The organism is Bacteroides acidifaciens (genome assembly GCF_903181435.1).
Classification (GTDB): domain Bacteria; phylum Bacteroidota; class Bacteroidia; order Bacteroidales; family Bacteroidaceae; genus Bacteroides.
On the sequence record NZ_CAEUHO010000004.1, the window covers coordinates 800,809 to 826,523 of the forward strand.

Annotated in this window: 19 protein-coding genes; 1 reads left to right on the top strand and 18 read right to left on the bottom strand. The window is 43.6% G+C overall.

Going from position 1 to position 25,715, the window contains the following annotated elements; all coding sequences use genetic code 11:
- Window positions 1-10 precede the first annotated feature (10 nt).
- The 18 genes from CLIN57ABFB40_RS15105 to CLIN57ABFB40_RS15190 all read right to left on the bottom strand — a co-directional run bounded on the left by CLIN57ABFB40_RS15105 (window position 11) and on the right by CLIN57ABFB40_RS15190 (window position 24,905).
- Entirely contained in the window at window positions 11-2,443 is a 2,433-nt protein-coding gene (locus CLIN57ABFB40_RS15105) for a glycosyl hydrolase family 95 catalytic domain-containing protein (protein WP_175630863.1), read from the bottom strand.
- 422 nt (window positions 2,444-2,865) lie between these two features.
- The gene (murQ, locus tag CLIN57ABFB40_RS15110; protein WP_175630864.1) at window positions 2,866-3,660 is read right to left on the bottom strand and encodes an N-acetylmuramic acid 6-phosphate etherase; all 795 of its coding nucleotides are present in this window, start codon (window positions 3,658-3,660) and stop codon (window positions 2,866-2,868) included.
- Window positions 3,661-3,701: 41 nt separating this feature from the next.
- Entirely contained in the window at window positions 3,702-4,559 is an 858-nt protein-coding gene (locus tag CLIN57ABFB40_RS15115; protein ID WP_175630865.1) for an ATPase, read from the bottom strand.
- Entirely contained in the window at window positions 4,556-5,671 is a 1,116-nt protein-coding gene (locus CLIN57ABFB40_RS15120; RefSeq protein ID WP_175630866.1) for an acyltransferase family protein, read from the bottom strand. Before CLIN57ABFB40_RS15120 ends, CLIN57ABFB40_RS15115 begins: the two co-directional genes overlap by 4 nt.
- 41 nt (window positions 5,672-5,712) lie before the next feature.
- Window positions 5,713-6,996, bottom strand: coding sequence for an MFS transporter (locus CLIN57ABFB40_RS15125; protein WP_175630867.1), 1,284 nt, complete (start codon window positions 6,994-6,996; stop codon window positions 5,713-5,715).
- 15 nt (window positions 6,997-7,011) lie between these two features.
- Window positions 7,012-8,370, bottom strand: a complete 1,359-nt coding sequence (locus CLIN57ABFB40_RS15130; RefSeq protein WP_175630868.1) for a SpoIID/LytB domain-containing protein — start codon at window positions 8,368-8,370, stop codon at window positions 7,012-7,014.
- Window positions 8,367-10,844 carry a DUF4922 domain-containing protein gene (locus tag CLIN57ABFB40_RS15135; protein ID WP_175630869.1) on the bottom strand — a complete coding sequence of 826 codons (2,478 nt, stop codon included), beginning with the start codon at window positions 10,842-10,844 and terminating at the stop codon, window positions 8,367-8,369. The genes CLIN57ABFB40_RS15130 and CLIN57ABFB40_RS15135 overlap by 4 nt, the downstream gene beginning before the upstream one ends.
- Window positions 10,844-12,337 (bottom strand): sodium:solute symporter, encoded by a 1,494-nt coding sequence (locus CLIN57ABFB40_RS15140; RefSeq protein WP_175630870.1) that lies wholly within the window; start codon window positions 12,335-12,337, stop codon window positions 10,844-10,846. Before CLIN57ABFB40_RS15140 ends, CLIN57ABFB40_RS15135 begins: the two co-directional genes overlap by 1 nt.
- A 212-nt stretch (window positions 12,338-12,549) precedes the next feature.
- On the bottom strand, window positions 12,550-14,205 hold the full coding sequence (locus CLIN57ABFB40_RS15145; RefSeq protein WP_172503579.1) for an AMP-binding protein: 1,656 nt from the start codon (window positions 14,203-14,205) through the stop codon (window positions 12,550-12,552).
- Between the two features lie 7 nt (window positions 14,206-14,212).
- On the bottom strand, window positions 14,213-14,767 hold the full coding sequence (locus tag CLIN57ABFB40_RS15150; RefSeq protein ID WP_172503578.1) for a helix-turn-helix domain-containing protein: 555 nt from the start codon (window positions 14,765-14,767) through the stop codon (window positions 14,213-14,215).
- Between the two features lie 105 nt (window positions 14,768-14,872).
- On the bottom strand, window positions 14,873-15,646 hold the full coding sequence (proC, locus tag CLIN57ABFB40_RS15155; protein WP_172503577.1) for a pyrroline-5-carboxylate reductase: 774 nt from the start codon (window positions 15,644-15,646) through the stop codon (window positions 14,873-14,875).
- Between the two features lie 137 nt (window positions 15,647-15,783).
- Complete coding sequence (locus tag CLIN57ABFB40_RS15160) at window positions 15,784-16,905, bottom strand: aspartate aminotransferase family protein (protein ID WP_175630871.1); 1,122 nt, start codon at window positions 16,903-16,905, stop codon at window positions 15,784-15,786.
- Between the two features lie 13 nt (window positions 16,906-16,918).
- Entirely contained in the window at window positions 16,919-17,887 is a 969-nt protein-coding gene (gene argC / locus CLIN57ABFB40_RS15165; protein ID WP_073346751.1) for an N-acetyl-gamma-glutamyl-phosphate reductase, read from the bottom strand.
- On the bottom strand, window positions 17,884-19,092 hold the full coding sequence (locus CLIN57ABFB40_RS15170; protein WP_024987829.1) for an argininosuccinate synthase: 1,209 nt from the start codon (window positions 19,090-19,092) through the stop codon (window positions 17,884-17,886). The genes argC and CLIN57ABFB40_RS15170 overlap by 4 nt, the downstream gene beginning before the upstream one ends.
- A gap of 15 nt (window positions 19,093-19,107) precedes the next feature.
- Window positions 19,108-19,686, bottom strand: a complete 579-nt coding sequence (locus CLIN57ABFB40_RS15175) for a GNAT family N-acetyltransferase (RefSeq protein ID WP_004299851.1) — start codon at window positions 19,684-19,686, stop codon at window positions 19,108-19,110.
- A gap of 31 nt (window positions 19,687-19,717) precedes the next feature.
- Window positions 19,718-20,191 (bottom strand): arginine repressor, encoded by a 474-nt coding sequence (gene argR / locus CLIN57ABFB40_RS15180; RefSeq protein ID WP_024987830.1) that lies wholly within the window; start codon window positions 20,189-20,191, stop codon window positions 19,718-19,720.
- Between the two features lie 249 nt (window positions 20,192-20,440).
- Window positions 20,441-22,738: a TonB-dependent receptor gene (locus tag CLIN57ABFB40_RS15185; RefSeq protein WP_175630872.1), complete on the bottom strand. Its 2,298-nt coding sequence runs from the start codon at window positions 22,736-22,738 to the stop codon at window positions 20,441-20,443.
- Between the two features lie 256 nt (window positions 22,739-22,994).
- Window positions 22,995-24,905: a tetratricopeptide repeat protein gene (locus tag CLIN57ABFB40_RS15190; RefSeq protein WP_175630873.1), complete on the bottom strand. Its 1,911-nt coding sequence runs from the start codon at window positions 24,903-24,905 to the stop codon at window positions 22,995-22,997.
- A 281-nt stretch (window positions 24,906-25,186) separates the two neighbouring features.
- Between CLIN57ABFB40_RS15190 and tnpB the strand changes: the two genes are divergently transcribed.
- Window positions 25,187-25,696, top strand: a complete 510-nt coding sequence (gene tnpB, locus CLIN57ABFB40_RS15195; RefSeq protein WP_175628388.1) for an IS66 family insertion sequence element accessory protein TnpB — start codon at window positions 25,187-25,189, stop codon at window positions 25,694-25,696.
- The last annotated feature ends 19 nt before the right edge of the window (window positions 25,697-25,715 follow it).

Consider the following 25,715-nt stretch of genomic DNA (forward strand, 5'->3'; position numbering starts at 1 on the left):
GCGGGCGAACTTATATCGAACTGACGTTACTTACAATATAGGTTTTACCGGGCTTTGTTTCGATGTCATATTCATATACCTTCTGCAGTTTGGGAGATTGCGCATTTATACCTTTGGCTACAAGAGGTTGCTTGATAGGAGTGGTGGCAAATAAACTATTTGAGCACTCTTTTCCGTTTACTTGTTTTAAACCTTTCCCTTTCAGTGGGACATAAGACCGGATGCGGAGCGTACCGCCTATATTCGATCGGATGATCGCTTTATTTAACACCTTGTTTTTCCAGTCCATATCGACGGTGAAGTTTCCACGTGCCACCAGCCCTTTCACACTTCCTTCTTTCCATGCATCAGGCAATGCCGGCAATAAATGTACGGCACCGTCATGGCTTTGGAGCAACATCTCCGCTACTCCGGCTGTATAACCGAAATTACCGTCAATCTGGAAAGGCGGATGGGCATCCAGCATATTGGGATAGGTACGTCCGTTCGGATATTCGTTAGCCAATTGATCGTTGGGCAATAGTTGAATCATATTTTGGATGATTTGGAAGGCATGGTTTCCATCCAGCATACGTGCCCAGAAATTGACTTTCCAGCCGATACTCCAACCGGTAGCCTTATCACCACGTTGCAGCAATGTGTTTCTTGCTGCCTGAAATAACTCGGGATTTGAGTATGGAGAGATTTGATTACTCGGATATAGCCCGTACAAATGTGAAATATGACGGTGCTCGTCCTTGGGATTGTCAACATCTTCCAGCCATTCTTGTAGTTGGTTATGTTTTCCTATTTGCATAGGTGGCAACTTCTCTAGTGTTTGTTTGAGCGAATCTTGGAAAGAGGGAGCTTCACCTGCGATGTATGAAGCCAATAAGGTATTATGCAGCGCATCGAAAGCAATCTGGTTATCCATGGTGCAACCCGCCGTGATGGGACCGTGTTCCGGTGACACGGAAGGAGACACTACCAACCATTTATATACTGGATGTTCCACCAGAAAATCCATATAGAATTGTGCGGTTCCTTTCAGTATCGGGTAATATTCCTTTAGAAATTCTTTATCTCCGGTAAAGAGGTAATGTTGCCAGATATGTTGAGCTAACCATGCACCGCCGCTAGGCCACATTCCGGCTGCGGCAAAATCGACTACACCACAGATTCTCCACAAATCAGTATTGTGATGCGCCATCCATCCCCTGCAATCATACATGGTTCGGGCTGTTTCTGCTCCTGTGACAGATAAATCTTTCAACATGGAGAATAGCGGACTATGTGTTTCACTTAAATTGGTGACTTCTGCCGGCCAATAGTTCATTTCTGTATTAATGTTGATGGTATACTTGCTGTCCCACGGGGCATGTGTGCTGTTATTCCATATTCCTTGGAGATTAGCCGGTTGTCCACCCGGTTGTGAAGATGAAATCAGCAGATAACGTCCATAATGGAAAAGTAGAGCAGCCATTGCCATGTCTTCTCCATTTCCGAAGTTTTCAATTCGTTTGGGAGTCTCCAGTTGGGAAGCTTTGCCTGAAGGTAATGTAAGGCGTACACGGTCAAACTGTTTTTTATAATAAGCGATATGGTTTTTGAAAGCTTTTTCGTAAGGTATTTGCGTCGCTTTTTTCAAATAATCAGTGGTCCGTTGGGAGGCGTTTGCGCTGACATTCCGGTAATTTACGTAGTTGGTTGCCGCCGATATGTAAAGAGTGGCTTCTGTACCTTCATTTATTTGGAGCGTATTTCCTGCCGGGCGGATGATACCATCTGTTTTCACTTGAACCTGACACTCTGCCTGTAGTGCGGCTTTCATGCCTTCCTGTTCTTTTCCCTGACAGGTGATAGTCAGTTTGTCATTTTGGGCATTGATCTCATTTTTCAGCGGACAGTCGTATGACACATTGAAATTTAGTGCATTGGGTTGACTCGCCTTGATGTGCATGATGATGACATGATCTGTGAATGAGGCGAAAGTAGTGCGGGTATAGTTTATGCCATTCACTTGATAGCGGGTGGTAGTTGTTGCATTTTCCAGATTCAAGCCGCGGTAGAATCCGGTGGCATCCTTATGTCCGGGGAACTCCAGGTACAAGTTTCCCAATGTCAGATAGCTCATTCCATGTTGCCGGGTTAGAAAATTGGCATCAATCAGCCTTTGTGCTTCCTTGTTTTTTCCTTCAAATATCAGTTTGCGCACAATGGGGAGGACATGTACTGCATTCGGGTTATTATTGTTATAAGGAGAGCCTGCCCAAAACGTTTCTTCATTCAGTTGAAGTTCTTCACGTTCGGTTCCTCCATATACCATCGCCCCAAGGCGGGAATTGCCGATGGGAAGAGCTTCCGACCAGTTCTGTGCCGGTTGGCTGTACCAAAGTTTCAAATCTTGTCCTGAAACTAAATGACTTGTTAACAGGAGTAACAGGAAGAGTGTGTTTCTATTCATATTATAGTCTTTGTATAAAATTGTCGGATGTATTTGTTGCAAAGGTAGATTATTTATGTGTTACAAAAGATAAAATATGTATCCGATTATTTGTCTGTAGGTTGCTTCTCCCTGTGGTTGTGTTACCAATACTATGATGTATGTTACATATGGCTTATTGAGGGGGATTTTTTTGCTTTTTGTATGAGAACGAAGTGTTAGTTCTTTATAGCTGCATCCATTACTTCATTCTTTTTAGTGTGAGAACAAAAATAATCTATTTTCTCTTTAAGGGCAATAAAATTAACGATTAAACAGAATATACTGTTTAAGTATTGGCAGATATACGATGCCATCTATTAGATTATTGAGCGGAAATCAGTGTTTCCGGTGCTCTCCGGTAAAGGGTAATAGCAATTACTTTATAATTGGGATGTTGAGTTCTATGCGTCAATCGCCTTCTTTACCGAACCATGCATCAACAACAGCTTTTGTGCATGCCTATAGTCCAGTCCCAGTTCTTCCATAATCATCCGTGTTCCTCTTTCCACTAACTTCTGATTACTCAACTGCATATTCACCATCTTATTTCCCTTCACCCGTCCGAGCTGAATCATCACCGAAGTACTAATCATATTCAGAATCATTTTCTGTCCGGTGCCGGATTTCATCCGTGAACTTCCCGTCACATATTCCGGTCCGACAATCATTTCGATGGCGACGTCCGCTTCTGCCGCCATCGGAGAATCGGGATTACTGGTGATACAACCTGTCAGGATACCATGTTTGCGGGCTTCCCGCAAAGCACCGATAACATAAGGTGTAGTGCCGGAAGCGGCGATGCCGATTACGGTATCCTTATCATTAATCTGATGTTCGGTAAGCTCTTCCCATCCCCGGTTCATCTCGTCCTCGGCACCTTCCACCGGATTGCGCAGAGCAGTATCTCCGCCGGCTATCAATCCGATAATCCAGGTAGGCGGCATGCCGAATGTCGGCGGTATCTCCGAAGCATCCAGCACTCCCAGGCGACCGCTTGTTCCAGCACCCATATAAAAGATACGTCCGCCCTGTTTCATACGGGGGACAATCAGACTGACAAGCTGTTCAATCTGCGGGATACTCTTTTGTACGGCTAATGCCACCTTTTGGTCTTCATGATTGATGTCTTCTAGTATTTCTCGTACAGACTTCTTCTCTAAATCGTCGTAGAGGGATGCTTGTTCGGTTATCTGCATAGGGTCGGGATGATTACAATTTACTAATTATAAGCTACTAATTATAAACTAAATTGATTGGGCAGAGCGGTATGGTATCGGATTAATCCTTCCATCGGACTTTGGAGAATCTTACCGATGCCGACTCCCGTTTCCCGTGCGGCTTCCTGCAATATCTCCTTGTAACAATGAGCTACCGAACCAATAAAATGTGCCGGATACTGTGCATAGTCATATTGCATCACATTTCTTCGCAGGAAAGCGATGAAACTATTGAGAACTAATTGACGGATACCCGGTTCTTCCAGATGCTGGGCAATGAAAGGAGAAAGGCTTGCCAGAAAGCGGTTCGGGAAAGGCTGACGGTAAACCCGGTCGATGATTTCGGGAGCTGTCAGGTCGAATTGTTTGAGAAATGCTTCCTTTACGGCAGGTGAGAGCTGATTTTTCAGAATATCACCTACTAACAATTTTCCCAGTACTGCGCCACTTCCCTCGTCGCCTAAGATAAAACCTAGCGGCGAGACGTTATTGACAATCTCTTCTCCATTGTAAAAACAGGAGTTGGAACCGGTTCCCAGGATACAGACAATGCCTGCCTCGTGTCCGCATAGCCCGCGGGCGGCAGCCAACATATCCGAATAGGCTTTGATATTCCCGACAATGGGTAAACTGTCGGCAATCGCCCGGCGGATGACAGGAGCTTTTTCAGGGGTACAACCTGCACCGTAGAAATAGACGGAGTTAATCGTTCCTTCTGGTAGTTGTGGCAGGAGAGAATGTGCCAGTTCCTGTTGAACTTCCTCTTCCGATTGGAAGAAAGGGTTAAGCCCTTTCGTTCCGATTCGTTTGATAGGTGTGTCGTTAAGTACGACACACCAGTCGGTCTTGGTAGAACCGCTATCTGCAATCAGTATCATATCTTAATGTATATTTTCTTTTTATATAGTATGTATCCTATTGCCCAGTTGAGCAGGACGAACAGTATGGCATAAGCTAGTGAGCTCCCTTCGTTTCCAAAAATGGGTTGCAGGATGCCGGCATAAAAGGCTTGCTGCAAGGAAGTGCTTTCTCCCTGATAAGTGACGGTTATGACGCCTAGCAGGATGGCGAGAACATCTGCCAGCACATAGATAAAGAGCGGATTCACTCCGAAAGACTCGAAGAAGCGGCTCCATTTCTTGTACCCTTTTATGTCGATACTCCAGACAAGCAAAGCCAACAGGTTCGAGCCCAGTCCGCAAGTGACCAGGACAAAAGTCGGTGACCATATCTTTTTGTTGAACGGGCATCCGTAGCTGAGCAGGAAACCTGCGAAAGTGAGGATAGTTCCGATAAGGAAGAGCCGTTCGAGTTTTTCGCGAATGTCTTTGACTTCCATCAATAGTTTGCCGACGCAGAAACCTATCAGTACGTGTGCGATGGAAGGGATAGTGCTGAGAAGTCCTTCCGGGTCGATGTGGTTGTCCTGATACATATGCGCGTCTCCCAGGATGCTCCGGTCTACAATGGAAAGAATATTCGTTTCGTTGTAGGTAAAGCCGTTGCCGGTGATAAGAATGATAAAGTAACCTGCTAATAATACAAAAATCAGATAAGGTATATACTTGTGTTTGATAAGCAAAGCGATTAATGCGGATGCTCCGTAGCAAAGGGCAAGTCGTTGCATTACTCCTAAAACCCGGATTTGTGCAAAGGGAAGCGGGTCGTGGTGGTAGCAAAGCAAGGCAAACCAGTTGATGGCTATTCCAATAAGGAAAATGACAATCGTTCTCTTGATAATCTTCAGGGCAGCGGGGGTACTGAGCGTGAAGTTATACTTTCTAAGGGAGATGTAGGTGGAGATTCCCATGATAAACATGAAGAAAGGGAAAACCAGGTCTGTGGGGGTAAGACCGTTCCATTGAGCATGTTTAAGAGGGGGATATACGTATCCCCAAGACCCCGGATTATTCACCAGAATCATTCCAGCGATGGTAATGCCCCGCATTACATCGAGTGCCAGCAGGCGTTTGTTACTTGTTACATTCATGACTGTTACTTGTTAATGTGTTAAGTTATTAAGTAAATTGTTTATTGTTTCTTTCCAAAAGAATCATCCAGTCGGTTGCGAATCATTAATGAGGCGATAATGCCGGGTATGGTACAGATACATACCCAGATAAAGAAGCTGGTGTAGCTGGTATGTTCCTGTATCCAGCCTGCGGGCATTCCCGGAATCATCATGCCCAGTGCCATAAATCCCGTTCCGATAGCATAATGGGCAGTCTTGTGCTCGCCTTCCGCAATATAAATCAGATAAAGCATATAAGCTGTGAAGCCGAAACCATAGCCCAGTTGCTCGATAGCTACGCAGATGGATATAAATAGGGGATTATCCGGAGTGGTGGTAGCCATCCATACATATAAAATATCCGGCAGGTTGATAGCCAGTGCCATGGGGAGTATCCATTTCTTGAATCCGTCGCGTGACACAAGGAAGCCGCTGATAATTCCCCCGACTAACAGGGCTATAACGCCTATCGTACCGTAAATCACTCCGACTGTTGCCGTCGATAATCCCAGCCCGCCTTTATCCGTAGTATCGAGCAGGAAAGGAGAGGCAATTTTGGTTAATTGCGATTCTCCCAACCGGTAGGTGAGCAGAAAAAAGAACATAAGCCCCCAATGCTTCTTCTTGAAGAAAGTGACGAAAGTCAGGAGAAAATCTTCCAATAACTTTCCCGGTGTCAGTCCGGAGCGTTTGACATCAGAACTGGGGCGGGGCAGAATAAAGCGATGGTATAGGGTAAGCGCAAGAAATAATCCTGCCATAAAGTAAAACGTGATGCTCCATGCCAAAGGAATGTTGTTTTGCGATGTCTCCAACCATCCTGCCAGCATCACAAGAATACCTTGACCGAAAATATTGGCGAGCCGGTAGAATGTATTTCGGATACCTACAAAGAAAGATTGCTCTTTGTTGTTGAGCCCGAGCATATAGAAACCGTCAGCTGCGATGTCATGCGTAGCCGAACTGAACGCCAACAGCCAGAAAAAGGCAAGAGTGAACTGCACATAATGAGGCGTAGGGATAAAAAAGGCTATCCCTGCAAATCCGGCAGCAATGAGCCCTTGCATGGCAATAACCCAGGCACGCTTCGTTTTTACCAAATCAACGAAAGGACTCCACAAAGGCTTGATGGTCCAGGGAAGATAAAGCCAGGAAGTATATAAGGCTATTTCTGTATTCGACAATCCCAGGCGCTTGTACATGATGACGGCAATAGTCATTACCGCTACATAGGGCAGCCCTTCTGCAAAGTAGAGGGTTGGAATCCAGCTCCAGGGATTTTTGTTTATGGTTGGCGTTGTCATGGCATCAGTTTGATTTTATTTATATTGTCTCTCAATCGTACTACCGGGGTAGTAGTGAGATAATATCTCTTCGTATTTATAGCCTTGTTCTCCCATTACGGCAGCACCAATCTGGCAAAGCCCCACTCCATGTCCCCATCCGGCACCGGTGAGGATAAAGCGGAAAGGGATTTCTTGCTCGTCTTTGTATTTTCTATCTTCTTCTTTGTATTCCTTATCCACAACGAAAGCAGAACTATAAAGATGAGAAGTCGATAGGGTACGGCGTATCTCCAGTTCTTTTCCGATGGTGAGTGTGCGTAGCGTACCTACTATCTTCAGTCGGACGAGACGACCGGACGTTCCCCTTTCTACAGGAATTAAATCTATAATCTTCCCGAAATCAATACCCGAACGTTTGTGAATCAGTTCGGACAGTTCTTCTTGGGAATAGCTTACTTTCCAACGATAGAAGTCCGTAGTCTCCTGGTCGTAGTTATTTAAAACTTGACTGAGAATCTTCTTGTTCTGTGTGTTGCAGAATGCAACGGGCGAAGTGCGTATCCACTTGTCAGCTTCAGCTTCTACGGTCAGGTCAGGAAGTTTGTTTTCTGTTTGGCTGTCCCGCTGTCCGATAAGATAGGGATGCCTTACATTCTCCCAGCAGTTCTGGAATTCTTCGAAAGCGCCGCCGCAACATTTGGAAAAACGGGCGTCGCAAATCTTTCCTTCATACATAAGCACCTCACCCCGTGTAGCGGAAACAGCCTCAATAGCCCGTGACGTTGAGGCACGAGTGATTCCTTGATAACGCTGGCAATGGTCGTCGGCACATACATCAAAGTTCTTGTGGGCTTCATGGTCATACCATTTGATAAATTGAGAATTGAGAATTGAGAATTGAGAAATGGCTGCGCTGTCCGGTTGCATCTTATTTTTTAATTTTTCATTCTCAATTTTTAATTTATTAAGTAGCCAACTTCGAGAGATAACCGCATGTGCTTTCAACAGCTCTAAAGAGGCCGTTGCACTCATTTCTGATGAAATCACGCTAGTGAGATAATCTTCGATAGAAATTATATTGATGGCGGTCAGCTTGTCGTCTTCAACGATAATCTTCAGTTCACCTTTGAATCTTTGCACTTCTTTACGTTCCCAATGGAAGTTGATGCCGATGGTTACGTCTTGCAGTTCAAAGAAAGAAGAAGTATTCTGTCGGGGAATGAAGGATAATTCATCATATTCTTTTTCCTGCCAATAGATTTTCCCTTTCCGATAAACGGCTTGCTGTATTCCGGAGATTGCTATTCCATCAGAAGAAATGAATTCATCCGGGAAAGAGAATTGAATCTCTTTCCCGGAAAGAATACCAACTGCTATTTGAGGCTCTGTCATAAGGCGGTTTTAATGCGTTCTGCTATTTCTTGTAGTTTTTCTTTAGATATCGATACTTCCTGATAGATATCATATACCTTTTCAGGAGTCAGTTTCTCCATATCCTCTTCACGTACTATAGGGAATATGCCGTTCATTTCAGCAATAGCCGGACTGATGAGAATTTGTTCGTCTCCTTTTGCGAAATAGCAGTCAGGACGATGTTTGCTGCGTAAGAAGATGCAGCATTTGTAAGGGTATTCGGTTGCGGTTTCAAGTTCGTCTTCGTAGTTATCTCCAAAAAAATCTTTGGTGCGTTCTAATCCATACCAGGCAAGAATATTCATCATGGGTTCCTTGCCGTTGCTATCGGCGAATAAAATGTCGTATATCGAATAAAAGGCCGTTACCATTGTTTCCTTACTATCCGCTTGAACATTAATTAAGCTAGCCGGTGCGTATACATAATTTATTTGTAATTTGTCGTCATCTATTAAATCCGTACAATCGTTGGAGAGATCGTAAAAAATTCCAGCCATATGTTCTTCTTTTATACAGGCTTGAAAATGGGCATGATCGGGAGCGGAAGCACCGCATTCCGGTCCGTTATACATGAGGAAGTATTCTCTCATGATGTCGGTGAATTCTATCATGTCATCAAAATATCCTGCTATGGATTGTGGGCGGTGTTCTTTGTCCGCGATGGTGAAGTGGTGTTTAAATACGGGGTAGGGGTTGACCAGTATCTGATAATTCTTATAGCTGAGGAATTCTTGTTCTTGCGGACGGTTTTTCTGGCAGAGGAAACAAGGTCGTGAGTGAACAGAGGCAGTATCTGTTTGTGCCATAGTCGAAAGAATACGTTTCGGGTTAAGGAACGCACCTGCTTCTATGAGGGTCTTGCCTATCCATTTGGAGAGATCTCTTTTTTGCTTTTTATATTGTTCCAATGTCCGATAATTCTCTTTGGCAAGTTCCCATGAAAGGGTCTGCTTTTGGAATAACTGTTCGATTTCCTGCTGAAAATTCTCTAATGTCGTTTTTTGTTGCAGGATGCGCTGTTCCAATTCCCACGTACGGAGCCGGTCTTTGTATAGATTATTCCGATTGACTTTCTCAACAGGCAACGCGGCATCCGAATTACCTTCCCAACGGCGACAGAGGTAGACGACATCGTACACCCGCCCGATGTGATAGTCGTGTGAGATTCTCAGACCGAGTGCATAGTCTTCTCCGTAACTTGTGTTCGGCACATTGATTTCCCGAAGAATAGGAGTATAAAAAGCTCTCGGTGCTCCCAGTCCATTAATGCGCAAGGCGTTATTCCGTCCGTTATCGGGTGTCCATTCTTTATGGTCGATGATGCCGGGAGCTATCTCGTTCATGTTGAAGTCCGTCATCATGTAAGTGCCGATAACCATCGCGCAATTCTGTTCATAGAAAGCATTAACCATAATTTGCAGCGTATGTTCGTCTTTATACACGTCGTCGCTATCCAGTTGGACGGCAAACTTTCCGCATTTCTCGTGATGGATACCTACATTCCAACATCCGCCTATACCGAGATCATCTCTTTCGGGAATGACGTGAATCAGCCGCTTGTCCGAACTAAGTTCACGTAGAGCTTCACAGGTTCCGTCTGTCGAATGGTTGTCGATGACAATGACATTGAACGGAAAGGTCGTTTGCTGGTTCAGTGCCGAGCATACGGCATCTTTGATTGTGCGAATGCGGTTGCGTACAGGTATAATAACAGAAGCTTCATATTCAAAAGTATGGGAAGAGAAGTCTACGGGACAGAAGTTGGGATAAAGATATCCGCCGATCTCCTTCAAATGCCTGGTGCATGCCTGTTCCATTTCAATCTGTACCTGACGGTTTTTAGGGTCTACATAATCGAACTGCTTCTCACCGCTTTTCCGCTTGTCGCTTTCTACTTCGGTATATAGATATTCGTTGATATGTATCAGTCTGCTCTTTTGGGATGTTTTAAGTCTCAAATCATACAAGCCTGCATATTGATATTCCTCTTCCGTATCTTTTATCGCTTCCTTGAATGTGTTGGCATTGAACAGTAATACCGAACCGAAATCGAAGTCGTCACGTAGACTGCCGGGTTGGTAGTCAATGACTGGAGCAGGTTTTTGCACACCGTTCATCTGTTGATAATGGTCTGCATAGACCATACCTGCTTGAGTCATTTCCATGACCTGAACCATTCTTTCAAGAGCGAACATGCCCAGTCGCAGCGCAGTGCGTTTAGTATAAACTAAAGTATATGCTTTATCGGAGTGTTCGGCAATGGCTCGCATCGCTTGTGTAGATTGCATTTTCTCTACGGAGATGAGTTCGCATCCGGGGATGCAGACATTGGTAATCGGTGATGCCAATAAATAAATCGTGTCTACCAGCGCCGATGCGCGTAACTCCTTAACCGTCTGTATCGTTTCTTCCAATCTGCTGAAAGGAAGAAAACAGTTGATTGTTGCTTTCATTATTTTATTTTTTGTTTTGTAGTATGAGTTGTGTGAGATGTTTCTTTGTCTTGTCTTTTGATGAGCAAATAAAGCCCGAGGAATGTGAACAGGGCATTGATAATCAACAACTCGTAACTGATTTGGTAACCGTTGAACCAAGCTTCCGAATTTCTTTGCAGGATATAGCAAAGTGCAGGGGACGCGATAGCTACCAACGGGATATATTTATCATAAACTTGTTTCTTGGTGAAGATGCCGAAAGCAAACAGTCCTAAAATAGGTCCGTACGTATAACTTGCCAATGTGTAAATCGCATCAATCACACTGGTATTGTTCAGCAGATTGAAAACGAAAATAACTGCTCCCATGACGACTGCCATACCGATATGTACATGCTTTCGTATCTTGCTGAGTGCGGCTTCCCCTTTTTTCTGTGCATGTAGAATGTCTACGGTAAAGGAAGTAGTCAGTGCTGTCAAGGCAGAGCCTGCCGCAGAATAGGCGGAAGCTATCAACCCGATAATGAACAATATCCCGACTATACCGGGAAAATAATCTCCGGTAGCGACCATCGGAAATAGCTCGTCGCTTTTTCCCGGATTCTCAATACCCTGCTGCGCTGTAAAAGTATAAAGCAACACTCCCAGCATCAGGAAAAGCAGAATGACAAAGAACTGCGAAATGCCGCTTGTAATCATGTTCTTTTGTGAATCCCGGAAGTTCTTGCAACTGAGATTGCGCTGCATCATATCCTGGTCTAGCCCGTTCATGGCAATGACAGTGAATACCCCTGCCAGAAATTGTTTGAAGAAATACCGTTTGTCATTGACATCATCGAAAAAGAACGTCTTGGAGAAGTCACTGTCTGAAATCGTAGTGACCAGACCACTGAAATTCAGATGCAGGCTGGAAGCAATATAGTAAATACAGAGAACGACCGAAACTACCAGGCAGAATGTTTTCAGGACATCTGTCCATATCAATGACTTCACCCCGCCGCGGAATGTATAGAGCCATACGATAAATACGGTTAGGATGACATTCAGCAAGAACGGGAGATGAAAAGGTTCGAAGATAAGCAGTTGCAGTGTCAGGCATACGAGAAAGAGCCGGACGGCTGCTCCCAACATTTTGGAAATAAAGAAAAACCAGGCTCCTGTCTTATAGGATGAACTTCCGAACCTGTTTTCCAGATATTCGTAAATGGAAACTAAATTCATGCGGTAAAAGAGAGGAACGAGCACAAACGCTATGATAATCTGTCCGACTATAAATCCGAGTACCATCTGCAGATAAGAAAAACAGCTTGCCTGAACCATGCCCGGAACAGAGACAAAAGTAACCCCGGAGATTGTGGAACCGATCATGGCAAAGGCAACAATATACCAAGCTGATTTACGGTTTCCTACAAAGAATCCTTCATTGTCGGCTTTACGTCCTGCTATATAAGAGATAGTGAACAGGATTATAAAGTATGCCACAATAGTAATGGATATAACGGCTGGGCTCATATCTGCTGTTTAAATTCGTTTGGGGATAAAATATCTTGAATTATGTAGCAAATATAGTAGTTTTCGATGATATATTCCAATAAACAGGTTTAATTCTTAGATGCGCCTGCATGGATGCTGTAAAGAAATAGACTAGGGCTGTGGATGATAAAAAATGCCGGCTGTAACATTCCTTACAACCGGCATCCCATTCTGAATAGAACGTTTCTTATTTATTTTTCATCATTCTGTCGGATTTCCACACGGCGAATTTTACCGCTGATAGTCTTCGGGAGTTCTTCCACGAATTCAATCACACGTGGATATTTATAAGGAGCAGTCACTTTCTTCACATGGTTCTGCAATTCCTTAATCAGTTCTTCTCCGGCGCGATTCTTATAGTCTTTGGATAGAACAATCGTAGCTTTTACCACTTGTCCGCGAATCTCGTCGGGTACTCCGGTGATGGCACATTCCACAACAGCCGGGTGAGTCATCAAGGCGCTTTCCACTTCGAACGGGCCGATGCGGTAACCGGAGCTCTTGATAACATCATCCGCACGACCTACGAACCAGAGATAGCCGTCTTCGTCTTTCCAGGCAACGTCTCCCGTATAATAGATGCCGTCATGCCAAGCTTCGTGTGTACGTTCCGCATCGCGATAATACTCTTTGAAAAGTCCGAGGGGTTTGCCTTTGCTGGTATGGATTACGATTTGTCCCTGCTCACCGGCTTCAACCGAGCGGCCTTCGTGGTCAATCAAGTCAACATCGTATTGCGGATTCGGCAGTCCCATGCTTCCCGGTTTCGGTTCCATCCAAGGCATGGTGGCGATAGTCAGGGTAGTTTCCGTCTGTCCGAAACCTTCCATCAGTTTGATACCCGTCAGTTTCTTGAATGTCTCGAATACGGCAGGATTCAGAGCTTCTCCGGCAATCGTACAGTATTTGAGTGAAGACAAGTCGAACTTCGTCAGGTCTTCGTGAATCAAGAAGCGGAAGATAGTAGGCGGCGCACAGAGGGAAGTGACATGATAATTCTGTATCATTTCCAAAATAGCGGCGGGAGTGAATTTCTCGTGGTCATACACGAAGATATTGGCTCCGGCAATCCATTGTCCGTAGAGCTTTCCCCATACGGCTTTTCCCCAGCCCGTATCAGCAATGGTAAGATGAAGGCTGTTCTCGTCCAGATTGTGCCAGAAGCTGCCTGTTACGATATGGCCTAGCGGATAAGTAAAATCATGTGCCACCATTTTAGGTTCGCCGGTAGTGCCGGAAGTGAAATACATCAGCGAAATATCATCGTTGGTATTTGCATGTCTCGGACGTACGAATGGAGCGGCATTCTCTATTCCCTGATGGAAATCTTCGAAGCCTTCGGGGATTTCCGGACCGACGCTGACCAGTTTTTCGACAGTCGGGCAGTCGGGCAGGGCATCTTTGATATGTTGCAGGATGATTCCTTCACCGGCGGCTACAATCATTTTGATGTCGGCAGCGTTGCAACGGTAGATAATATCCTTTTTGGTCAACAGGTGAGTGGCGGGGATGATGGTTGCTCCCAGCTTGTGAAGGGCGATGGTGCTGTACCAGAACTCGTAACGGCGTTTCAGAATCAACATTACCATGTCGCCGCGACCGATGCCCAGACTTTGGAAGTACGAGGCGGTCATGTCCGTATATCGCTTCATGTCGGCGAATGAGAACTGGCGGCTTTCGCCTTTGTCGTTTGTCCAGAGCAAAGCGTTCTTGTCGGGTTGTTCGGCAGCCCAGGCGTCTACTACGTCATAACCGAAGTTGAAGTTCTCCGGGACGTTTATTTTCAAGTTTTTGTTGAAGTCCTCTTGTGAACTGAAAGAGGTCTGTGATAAAAATCTTTCTACCATGATATTATTACATAATTACTGCCAGAAAACGTACCGTTTTGCCATCGAGCGCTTTCATGCCATGTGGGAGTTTGGAATTGAAATAGATACTGTCTCCTTGATTGAGGATGATTTCTTTGCCTTCGATATTGATGAGCATACGTCCTTCAATCACAAGGTTGAATTCTTGCCCGTTGTGTTTGTTATAATGGATAGGTTCGTCGTCCCCTTTCGGTTCAACGGTAACGATGAACGGGTCGGCGGTGCGGTTCATGAAGCCCGATGCCAGTGACTGGTATTTATAGGCTTTCGTACGTTCGATGCTGACGCCTTTACCGGCACGGGTTACGAAATAACTGCTCATCTTAGGTTCTTCGCCGAACATCAGGGCGTCGAGGGCAACATTATACGTACGTGCAATCTTCTGCAGCATGCTGACAGAAATGTCGTATTCTCCTGTTTCTGCAAGTCGGTATTCTTCAGCAGGGATGTCGCTGTCGCGGGCAATGTCCTCAGAAGTCAGTTCCAGTACATCACGCAATCCGCGAAGGCGTTCTGCTATCTGTTTAATTTGGTCATTCATGTTATTAAGTGATTAATTATTTAATGATTAGAGATTGATTTAGTGATTAACGGATTAGTGATTAACACTATGCAGCGCAGCTATTAACCACTACTCCGTTAATCGTTATTTCGATGCTTTCATTGCCTGGATGATAGCGGAGGTGAAGCCGTTGTGTTCCAGTTCATTGATTCCTTTTATGGTGATTCCGCCCGGAGTAGTCACCTTGTCGATTTCTATGCTGGGGTGGGTGTCATTGTTCAGAATCAGTGCGGCGGCTCCTTTCAGTGATTGCGCTACCATAGTCATCGCGTCTTTCGGGCGGATACCCATTTCGATGCCGGCTTGCATGGCTGCTTGCACGTATTTCAGCACGTAGGCGATGCCGCAGGAAGCCAGTGCGGTGGCTGCCGCTATTTTATCTTCGGGGATAAGCATCACTGTTCCCATTTCTTTGAATAGTTGGAGAACGAATTTATCCTGTTCGTCGTTGGTATTTCGTGCGGCAACGAGTGTCATGCTTTCCAGTTCGCTGATAGCGGTGTTGGGGATAAGGCGGAACATCGGCATTTCTGGTGATACCACATAATGCGCCAGTTCCTCGAAACTGATGCCGGCGGCTACCGAGATAAGTATCTGTTTGCTTTTTAGTTTCAACTCGCGCATTACGGGTTGCATGAACCACGGCTTTACGGCAAGGATAACGATGTCTGCTCCCAGCGCCGCTTCGGCATTGCTGTGAGTTGTAGAGATACCCGGAAATTCTTTTTTCAATTGTTCCAGTTTGCCTGCACTGGGGTTGGATACGATGATATCCGAGTCCTCTATCAGACTTCCTTTTGCCAGGCCGCGAGCGATGGAACCGCCCATATTGCCTGCACCGATGATAGCTATTTTCATATTACGCTTGTTTTTAATGAGTTGTCATAGACAAAGGTAACGGTAAATTGCGAAAAAACAAAAAGCAGCCTGAATAAGAAATAAATTTCTGATAGAGACTGCTTTTATTGTTGGCTGTTTATTAATCAAATGAGCGGTTAGAGTACCTTCTTGAAGCGCGCGAGGAACTCGTCTGCTTCTTCCATGCTGAGGCAGAGAGGCGGCAGAAGACGCAGTACGTTCGTACCGCTTGCTCCGGTGAACACGTGCTCGTCATAGATGAGGCGGCTGCGCAATTCCTTGATGGGGTTTTCAAATTCGAGTCCAATCATAAGCCCGCGCCCGCGTACTTCTTTGATTTGCGGGAATTTCTTCAACTCTTCCAGCAAGTAGTTACCTACTTTAGCCGCGTTTTCTACCAGGTTTTCCTGTTCGATAACGTCCATTACGGCGAGGGCTGCCGAGCATGCCAGATGGTTTCCGCCGAAAGTGGTTCCTAGCTGTCCGTACACAGGCTTGAACATCGGACTGATAAGAACACCCGCCATCGGGAATCCGTTTCCGATACCTTTGGCTACGGTGATAATGTCCGGTCTGATGTCATTGTACTGGTGGGCGAAGAACTTTCCGCTACGTCCGTATCCGCTCTGAATCTCGTCGAGAATCAGGATAGTGCCCGTCTCGGTACATGCCTTGCGGAGTTCCTGCATAAATTCGGTAGTCGGTATCTTGATGCCGCCTACACCTTGTATTCCTTCAATGATTACGGCGCATACGTCTCCTTTAGACAATTCCTGCTTCATGGCTTCGGTGTCATTCAGAGGAAGATAGACAACGTGACCGTTGTTGTTGATAGGAGCGATGATGGACGGATTGTTGGTCGCTTCTACTGCCAGTGAAGTACGTCCGTGGAAGGCTTTGGTGAAAGAAACCACTTTGGTACGTCCGTTGTAGAAAGAAGCTAGTTTCAGCGCGTTCTCGTTCGCTTCGGCACCGCTGTTGATAAGGAACAGGCTGTAATCCTCATAGCCGGAAATCTTTCCCAGCCGTTCGGCTACCTGTTGTTGCAGCTTGTTGATTACCGAGTTCGAGTAGAAACCAAGGTTGGCTACCTGGTTGCTAATCATCTCTACATAGTGAGGGTGTGCGTGTCCGATGGAGATGACAGCGTGTCCGCCGTAAAGGTCTAAGTATTCAGTCCCGTTCTCGTCCCAGACTTTGCAGCCTTTTCCCTTGACTATATTGATATTATATAAAGGATATACGTCGAATAAATTCATAATTCTTCTGTTTTTAAAAAGCTGAAGGCTTCAAACGCAGTCCTACCGTCTCTTCGAGGTTGAACATCAGGTTCATGTTGTGAACCGCCTGTCCGCTGGCACCTTTCAGCAGGTTGTCGATACAGGAGATAATCAATAGCTTGTCGCCATGCTTCTCAAGATGTATCAGGCACTTGTTGGTGTTGACTACTTGTTTGAGGTCTATATTCTTGTCTACGATGTGCACAAATGAATCCTTCGCATAATACTCTTCGTACATGCGGACAATTTCTTCCAATGACACTTTAGTTTTCACTACTAACGTAGCGAAGATGCCGCGCGGGAAATCTCCACGGTACGGAATAAAGTCTATGTCGGAATCAAAACTGTTCTGCAACTGTTGCAGCGACTGTTTGATTTCGGGCACGTGCTGGTGGTCGAACGCTTTGTACACACTCATGTTATTGTTTCTCCAACTGAAATGACTGGTAGCTCCCGGTTTCACTCCGGCTCCGGTACTTCCTGTAATGGCATTTACAGAAATATCGTCCGTCAGCATCAGGTTCTTGGCTAGCGGGAGCAGACCCAGCTGGATACAAGTGGCAAAACAACCGGGGTTGGCTACATGCTTTGCCGTACAGGTGGCGCGGCGGTTCAGTTCCGGCAGGCCGTAGATGAAGTCGTGGTCGTCACTCTTGATGCGGTAGTCCATGGAGAGGTCGATAATCTTCAGGTCTTCCGGTATGTTGTGGCTTTCCATGAATTTCTTCGTGTCGCCGTGGGCTGTGCAGAAGAAAAGAACGTCGATTTCGTCCAGAGGTAACTGGTCGGTGAATCTCAAGTCTGTTTCCCCGTACAAGCCTTCGTGTACGTCCGTGATTCTGTTTCCGGCATTACTGCTACTGTTGATAAATACGATTTCAGTCTCCGGATGGTTGAGCAGCAGGCGGATTAATTCGCCTGCCGTATATCCTGCGCCACCAATGATTCCTGCTTTAATCATATCTCTTCGTCTTTATGGTTGTTATAGTAAACACGCAGCGGAGTAGAGGTCACTTTGATAAAGCCTTTCGCGTCTTCGGCTGTCCAGCCTTTCTGCATTTCACCGTATTCTCCGAATTTGGTTTTCACGAGGTCGTCTTCCGATTCCACGCCTACGGTAGAGAAAGAAAGCGGACGAAGTTCGAGGATAGCCGTACCGTTCACGTTACGCTGGCTTTCCTGCAACATGGCTTCGATGTCGCGCATCACAGGTTCCAGATATTGGCTTTCGTGCAGGAACATACCGTACCAGTTGGCTACCTGGTCTTTCCAGTATTGCTGCCATTTGCTCAGTGTATATTTTTCGAGGAAGCGGTGAGCGCCGATAATCAGCATCGGGGCGGCGGCTTCGAAACCTACACGGCCTTTGATACCGATAATCGTATCGCCTACGTGCATATCACGGCCGATGCCGTAAGCGGCACCGATTTCTTCCACTTTCTGGATAGCTTTAATCGGGTCGTCAAACTTCTCGTCGTTGACGGCTTTCAGTTCTCCCTTTTCGAAAGTCAGGCGGAGCTGTTCGCTACCTTCTTTTTCTACATGTTTCAGGTAGGCAGTTTCCGGCAATCCCTGTGCGGAGTCGAGGATTTCGCCACCGCAGATAGAAGTACCCCACAGGCCTACGTTGTACGAGTATTTCAGTTTGGTGAAATCCGCGCTGAAACCATGCTTGTTCAGATAGTCTATTTCTTCCTGGCGGCTCAATGCCATATCACGGGTCAGCGTGATGATTTCTACATTCGGAGCCAACACGAGGAAAGTCATGTCGAAACGGATTTGGTCGTTACCTGCTCCGGTAGACCCGTGGGCAATGGCGTCTGCGCCGATTTCGTTCGCATAACGTGCGATAGCCAGTGCCTGGAAGATACGTTCGGAACTGACCGAAATCGGATAAGTACCGTTGCGCAGCACATTTCCGAAAACCATATATTTCAAGCTTTTCTCGTAGTATTCCCGGGTAACGTCGAGTGTAACGTATTTTACTGCTCCCAGTTTGTAGGCGTTCTCTTCATTTGTTTTCAGTTGTTCTTCACTGAAACCGCCTGTATTGGCACAAGCTGCATATACTTCGTAACCTTTTTCTTTGGCGAGGTACATGACGGTGAACGATGTATCCAGTCCGCCGCTGAATGCCACCACTACTTTTTTCTTCTTTTCTTCCATAGTGCTGTATATTTTTTAAATGTTATTTCTTTCTTGTTCTTTTTTAATGTTCCGCGGTTCTGTCGGGTCGTACAGCATGGCTGTGCAGATACAGAACTTACGGTTCTTGGCAACCAGAATATCATGGTTGATGCATCCTTCGCATCCTTTCCAGAAAGCCTCGTCGTCTGTCAGTTCGTTGAAGGTGACGGGGACGTAGCCCAGTTCCGTATTCATCTTCATCACGGCTGCGCCGGAAGTCAGGCTGAATATTTTCGCTTTCGGCCATCGGAGACGTGCCAGTTGGAAAGAAGCCTGTTTGATACGTTTTGCCAGCCCTAAACCACGGAAATCGGGATGAACAATCAGACCGGAGGTGGCTACATATTGCTTGTTGCCCCATGATTCGATATAAGTGAATCCGGCAAACGTGTCGCCGCAAAGGGCAATGATTGCTTTTCCTTCCTTCATCTTTGTCGCTACGTATTCGTGTGTGCGTTCCGCGATTCCTGTTCCTCGTACGGCGGCAGCATTTCTGATAGTTTCCAAAATAGTGTCAACGTAAACCTCATGTGAGGCGTCGGCTACCATAACATCTATTTGTTGAGTGTCCATTTCTTTATGTATAATATAGGTATAATTATAATTATTCGATATTTGGGATGATGAGTGACAAAAGCTGGCGTATCTTGCTTGCGGCAACTCCTTCACGAAGCACTAACATTATCGTATCGTCTCCGGCAATGGTTCCGAGAATTTCGGTGAACTCATTGTTGTCGATGTCATAAGCCATGCTGCTGGCATAACCGGGACGGGTACGGATAACAGCTATGTTACCGGAGAACTGCAAAGAGATAAATCCGTTATTGCGTAACATGTCGCCGGCACTTTGGTCGGTAGAACGTTTATACATAATGTTATTCGGCAGTACATATACATACTTTCCGTTCATACTGGCAGCCTTGGCTACTTTCAGTTGTTTCAAGTCTCGTGAGAGGGTGGCCTGCGTCAGTTCGAAGCCTTCGCGGTTCAGCTCTTGCAGTAGTTCTTCCTGCGAGCCGACCTCTTTGCTTGAGATAATCATTTTGATGGCGTCTAACCGATTTGCTTTCTTCTTCATTGTATAATTATTCTAATGATGGCGCAAAAATATGCATTATTTCGGAGAAAAGATGCATAATATCCTGTTTTTTTGCATAAAATAGAAAAAAACAGGATATTGTTATTAATTTCCATATTTCCGTTACATCTGTATATAGGACGGGAAAATTTAAGTAGAGCCCCAAACCGATACTTCCGTGTTTTACCCCACAATATTTACAAACTCCACATAAATTTCCTATTGAATAGAAAAGAAAATATTCATCTTTTAATAAGCTTTTAGGATGGCACTGTTAATATGTCTGTTCGTGTTATTGTCGTCTCGTGCGGTTTTCTTTCCGAAATTATGTGTATAAATCACTTTTAGAAAGCCTGTCTGTTGATATATGCGCCCTGTCACATAATTTGTGTAATTGTAAGCATCTAATGTCACTGATTGTTTCCACTGGCGGTGTTTGGTAAAAGGGCTTTCCGCTCCTGCTTCCACCAACCAGTTTCCACAACTCCAGCGTGCCGTTAATCCGTATTTAGCCGGTTCATATCTATGGATCAAATCTGCACTAAAACTTTTCGAACTTGTTTTGCCATAAAGACTACATGATAAATTTTTCCAGTAATAGTCCATTTGAATCAATCCGGAAAGACTGCTCGATTTGTCGGAAATCCCTTTAAAGAGAGAAGTAATTGACCAATATCCGTCCATTTTTAAACGAAAATTTTCCGACACTTTCCATGTGGCGGATAGCATGCCTTCATGATGATGGGCACTTACATCACTACGAAAGGTGTTTATGAGTCTACCGTCTTTAATAAAAAACTCATCAGTATTAACATGTTCAACTCTTTCGTAATGAAGTGCCGCATATAGATTGAGGTTTTTAAACTGGCCGCTATAGTTGAAATTGACATCTCCAAAAATAGTATTATCCAAGTTAGGATTTCCTCTTTTAATGATTAATGAATCAATTTCTTGTACAGCATTACTTAATTGGGAAATTTGAGGTTGTGTGTTACCTAAAACTCCATTGAAAACGATTTGATGTAGGCTGGAGATTCGATAAGTTAAATTTGTTTTCAAGCGTGGTGAGATTTGGCTAATACGCTTCTCGTTATGTAAGCGATATTGTAGTGACGATAATCCGGGGGATACACTGAATGTTAGATTCTTTTTAAACATTCGATTGTATTCTGCATAAAACAAGGTTTGGCCTGTCCATAAATGCTGCCAAGATGAATTGTTTCCATCATAATGGGAAGAACTAATGGTATGATAGTGCCCTATTCGGAGAGATAAAGCATTGCGTTCTTTCCATCGTATTCCATACTTTATATCTGCTCGAACTGTATAGATATCTTCTTTTGTATGAGTTAAAGTGGTATATTTATCTTCCAGGTAATTGTAAGAATAAGAATTATTAGCATAGGTACCTGCCAATGACGACTCAATATACTGATTGTTTTTCAAGTTAAAATATCCATATAAATCTATAGTAGGCATATTGCCGGACTGATTAGTTGTTTTGCTCGATTCTTTATTCATTGTGTGTCCGCCGCCATACTCAAGTAATTCCCGGCTAAAGTTGTCTGGTGCATCATTACGCACGAATGATATTTTCGCCAATAAATTACGTTTTTTATTCTGGTTAGCTATGTTTAACTGTACATATTGGTTGTCGCTCTTAACCTTATTATCCAGTGTATTAGTTTTTCTATCTATAGCATATTTAGGAAAGATAAAATATTCGTGATTATCATTTATATCCCCCTTGTATTTGTTCATGCTATATCCCGCAAAAAGCGTATAATTCATGTTGCCATGTGACAGTTTGCTCACTATGTTATAGTCTCCATTGAGGTATCCCATAGCTTGCCGTCCATCAATTGTCACGTATCCCCCTGACTTGTACTGACGGGTAATATAGTTGATTGCAGCAACATCGTCGGCATACCTCCCTGATGGTGTGTCGAAATACTCTACTTTCTCTATATCTCGTGGTCTTAAACTCTGCACTTCTCGATAATCAGCTTTCCTCCCATCAATATATAAAGTGGCTTCCCCACCAAATGTTTTTACTTTTCCCTTTATCCTGTCCACTTCCATTCCAGGAATCATCAAATTATATAATAAATCATACCCTGTACCTGCTTGTTTTACCTGTTGCTTGTCAGGCAAAATGAGTAGCCTATCCTTTTGCCGGATAACAGAAGCTCCTTTTACCACCACTTCGTTCAACTCTATGTTATCTGTTTCCATTATCACTGGTGGTAGTTCGTTTTTCTTCTCTGTTGTATTGGCGTTAACTATTTGCTTTTTATATCCTATTGAGGAAAAAACTATAAAATAAGGTGAAGGGGAAACCTTTGTAAATTGATAATAGCCTAATGTGTCAGTGGTTGTACCGGTCACAAAACTTGAATCGACACGGAATAGTTGTACTGAAATATACGATAATGATTGGCCTTCCAAATCTGTTACTTTACCAGTAATGCTGCATTGGGCATAAAGAATTTGTGGAAATAGAAAAATGGTCAATAAATAAACAAGAAAAACGACGGTATATTTCATATATCTCAATTTATTGTATCATAGGAATCAAATCAACATAGTGTCAATCCCACTATTGGCAAAACCCGGTAATTGTGTGAATAGCATACTGCATAGTACGAAAATAAGTAGTTCTTTTTTCATGTCTGTAAAATATAAATTCGGTTTTTCATTTTTGATGTTGCAAACATAGGGCTTAGCGTTGATTTGTTTTGTGTAGTATTTTGTTAAAACTTAATTAACAAATACGCATTTATTGAAAATCAATACATTACAATTAAATATCTTCTATTAGAATATCAAATTTTATAGGCGTCTCTATATCCATCCTCTTCATAATAGCATCTCTTCTTTTGTATGCAGCATTGGAAGTACAGCCAAATACATTCGCAATATCCGCATATTTCATGCCAATTTTAACCAAACAGCAGAAATAGACGTCTTCTTTCAATAGTCGTTCATGCTTCCCCGTCAATCGCTTGATAAACCCATGTGTTAATTGGTCTATTTCCGAAATCAATGTTTCCCATATTTCATTCGGTACTTTTGCGTTTGCATCCGGATTTTCATAATTGTGTTGTTTTATGGTTAATAAGGTCTTGTAGGCGACAGACTGACTTGTTAATAAACTATCGAACAAGTAACTTTTTTCTTTTTTTATGTTAGTCAGTTGCTCTCCTAAATGAATATTATGCCTCGTTTCATCTGATAATTGTATTTGTTGCATAAGTTGTTCTATCGCTTTCTCTTTCTCTGCAATAGCTTTTTTAATATCTGTGTATATCTTGTCTTTTTCTTTTAATAACTCATTAAGACAGCTATTCAGTTGATCTAAATGTTGTTTATCTTCATTATATTTACTACATTTTTGTCTCAACGCCGTTATTTCTGCATCTTTATCCTCCATATCTTTTTTCATTTGGATGGATTGTGTGGAGATTGTTTGTAATAGAGATTCCTGTTCCTGTTTTAATTGTTGTGCTTTTTGATGATATTTGATTCGTTTGTATGCAAAAAGAATAATGAGTATTATTATGAAACTACCCCCGGCGTAGATGTAATGCAAGTATAATGATAGGTTACTCTTGTGTTTTTGTTCACTTTGTTGAAGAAGGGTCTCTTTTTCAACTGCTAAAATTTCCTTTGTGCGTTCAATATGTTTTGTGCTATCCATATATGCTTCATAGTTATCTTTGAAATGTAATGCTTCGGCAAAGTCTCCTTTTTTTCGTGCCACATTTTCAAATATAATACAGGCATTAGCTTTCGTGTAAAAACTTGGGGAAAATAGGCATTTATGAGCATAATAAACTGCTGAGTCATTTTGGTTGGTTTTGCAATAAGCATCTCCTAGACTTAGATATATGCCATATAGTTGAGTGGTGTCTTTTTGCAGTATAAGTTCGCGTCTGATATATGAAATAGCCTTTTCCGGCTTTTCCATTTCGTTATAAAGAATCCTTAAAGAACTGAGTACTTGAATTTCTATATATGTATTGTTAAGTCTTTCAGCAATGGGTAGGGCGCGATTTAACAACTCTTCAGCTTTGCTATGAAATGCGGCTCCTTTCATAATACAAATATCCGCTCGTTGTACAAGTAACATTGCTAAATGGGCAGAGTCAGCCTCTTGTTTAAGAAGTTCTTCTTCGCATACATAAAGAGAGTCCGCTTTGTCCAGTAGATCTTGCTGGAAGTATACATACCCAAGGTTTCCATATAGCATACACAATAGTTTATGTTCTTTGGCTTGTTTCACTAATGGCATTGCTTTGAGAAATTCGCGTATGGTGGCAGGATTATTTCCAGATTCCTGATACACTCTTCCGAGATAATAATGGGCTTTTGCCTGCATTGTTATATCATTACCTATCGAATCATAATACTCGGTGGCTATACGAATTAAAGAATCTGTGGTTGGTGTAATGTAGTTTTTGTCTTGTGCTTGGGTTAGTAATAAGGCATATTTGGCATTTTGGGCAGGTGTTTTTATCTCTGACACGCAGATATTCTCCAATAGATACAATGCGCTGTCCGGACGGGTGGACATCAATGAATCTGCAACAGATAAAAGTAAATCTCCACTTCCTTTTTGTTGGCAGGCAAAGGTTACGAATATCAGATTAAATAAACAGAGGTAATATATTAGTCTGCTATGTTCTTTGGTTGGGTGCTTGATGTTTTTCATAATTCGGCTTTATATATATAGTACAATTGTGGATTCTGCATTGCTTATCTTATCGTTGCTAATTTATGTTTATTTAAAACATTTGTTGGGAGAAGTTTCTCGTTTGTTTTGTGCGGTAATGAATATATTTTATTCATTACCAATATTAAGAATCAGCTTTCTTATTATTGATAAACTACCGTCTTATCGTATACTTTATTGTAAGCATTCGGCCTCGTGCGTGTTTGTTTCCCTTCTTTTCCTTCCTACCTTTGTGTCTTCATTACAATCTTAATCCATATATGTGTTCTGTATTAGTATTTTCTAGCGAAAGTGATAAACTACGTAGTCTTTTATCCGAGTCTAACCATTTTGATTCGGTTCTTTTCATATTTGATGGTGGTCGTCGTTATAAAGTTTCGGCTTCCAGCCTTGGTATCCATTCCCCTCAGGACCTACTTCTCCCTTTAGGCCTTGGTCTTTTCCGTAGCAGTCCTTTCTGGGCCTATTACCTTTATCCCCAAGGTTGTAATTTCCATAAAGGCATTGACGGTCTTTGTGGCGAGGTCATCCGGCACACGGGCTCTTGCGTGTCAGAGCAGAGTTGCCATGTTTTTCTTGACCGCTCCCGTAGCAGGTTGCATATCCTTTATCGGTGCGACGACGAATACCGTTTGGAATACCGTCGTCTGAATCGCGGCTCTTTTTTCTTGAAAAAGGACGAACGGAAGAGGGATTTTCTTCAAATTTCCTGGAATCGCCTGAATGAGCTGCTTACTGTTAAAAAGTATCGGAAAACAGTTGAAAAGTAATCTCCCGTCCTACAAGCCG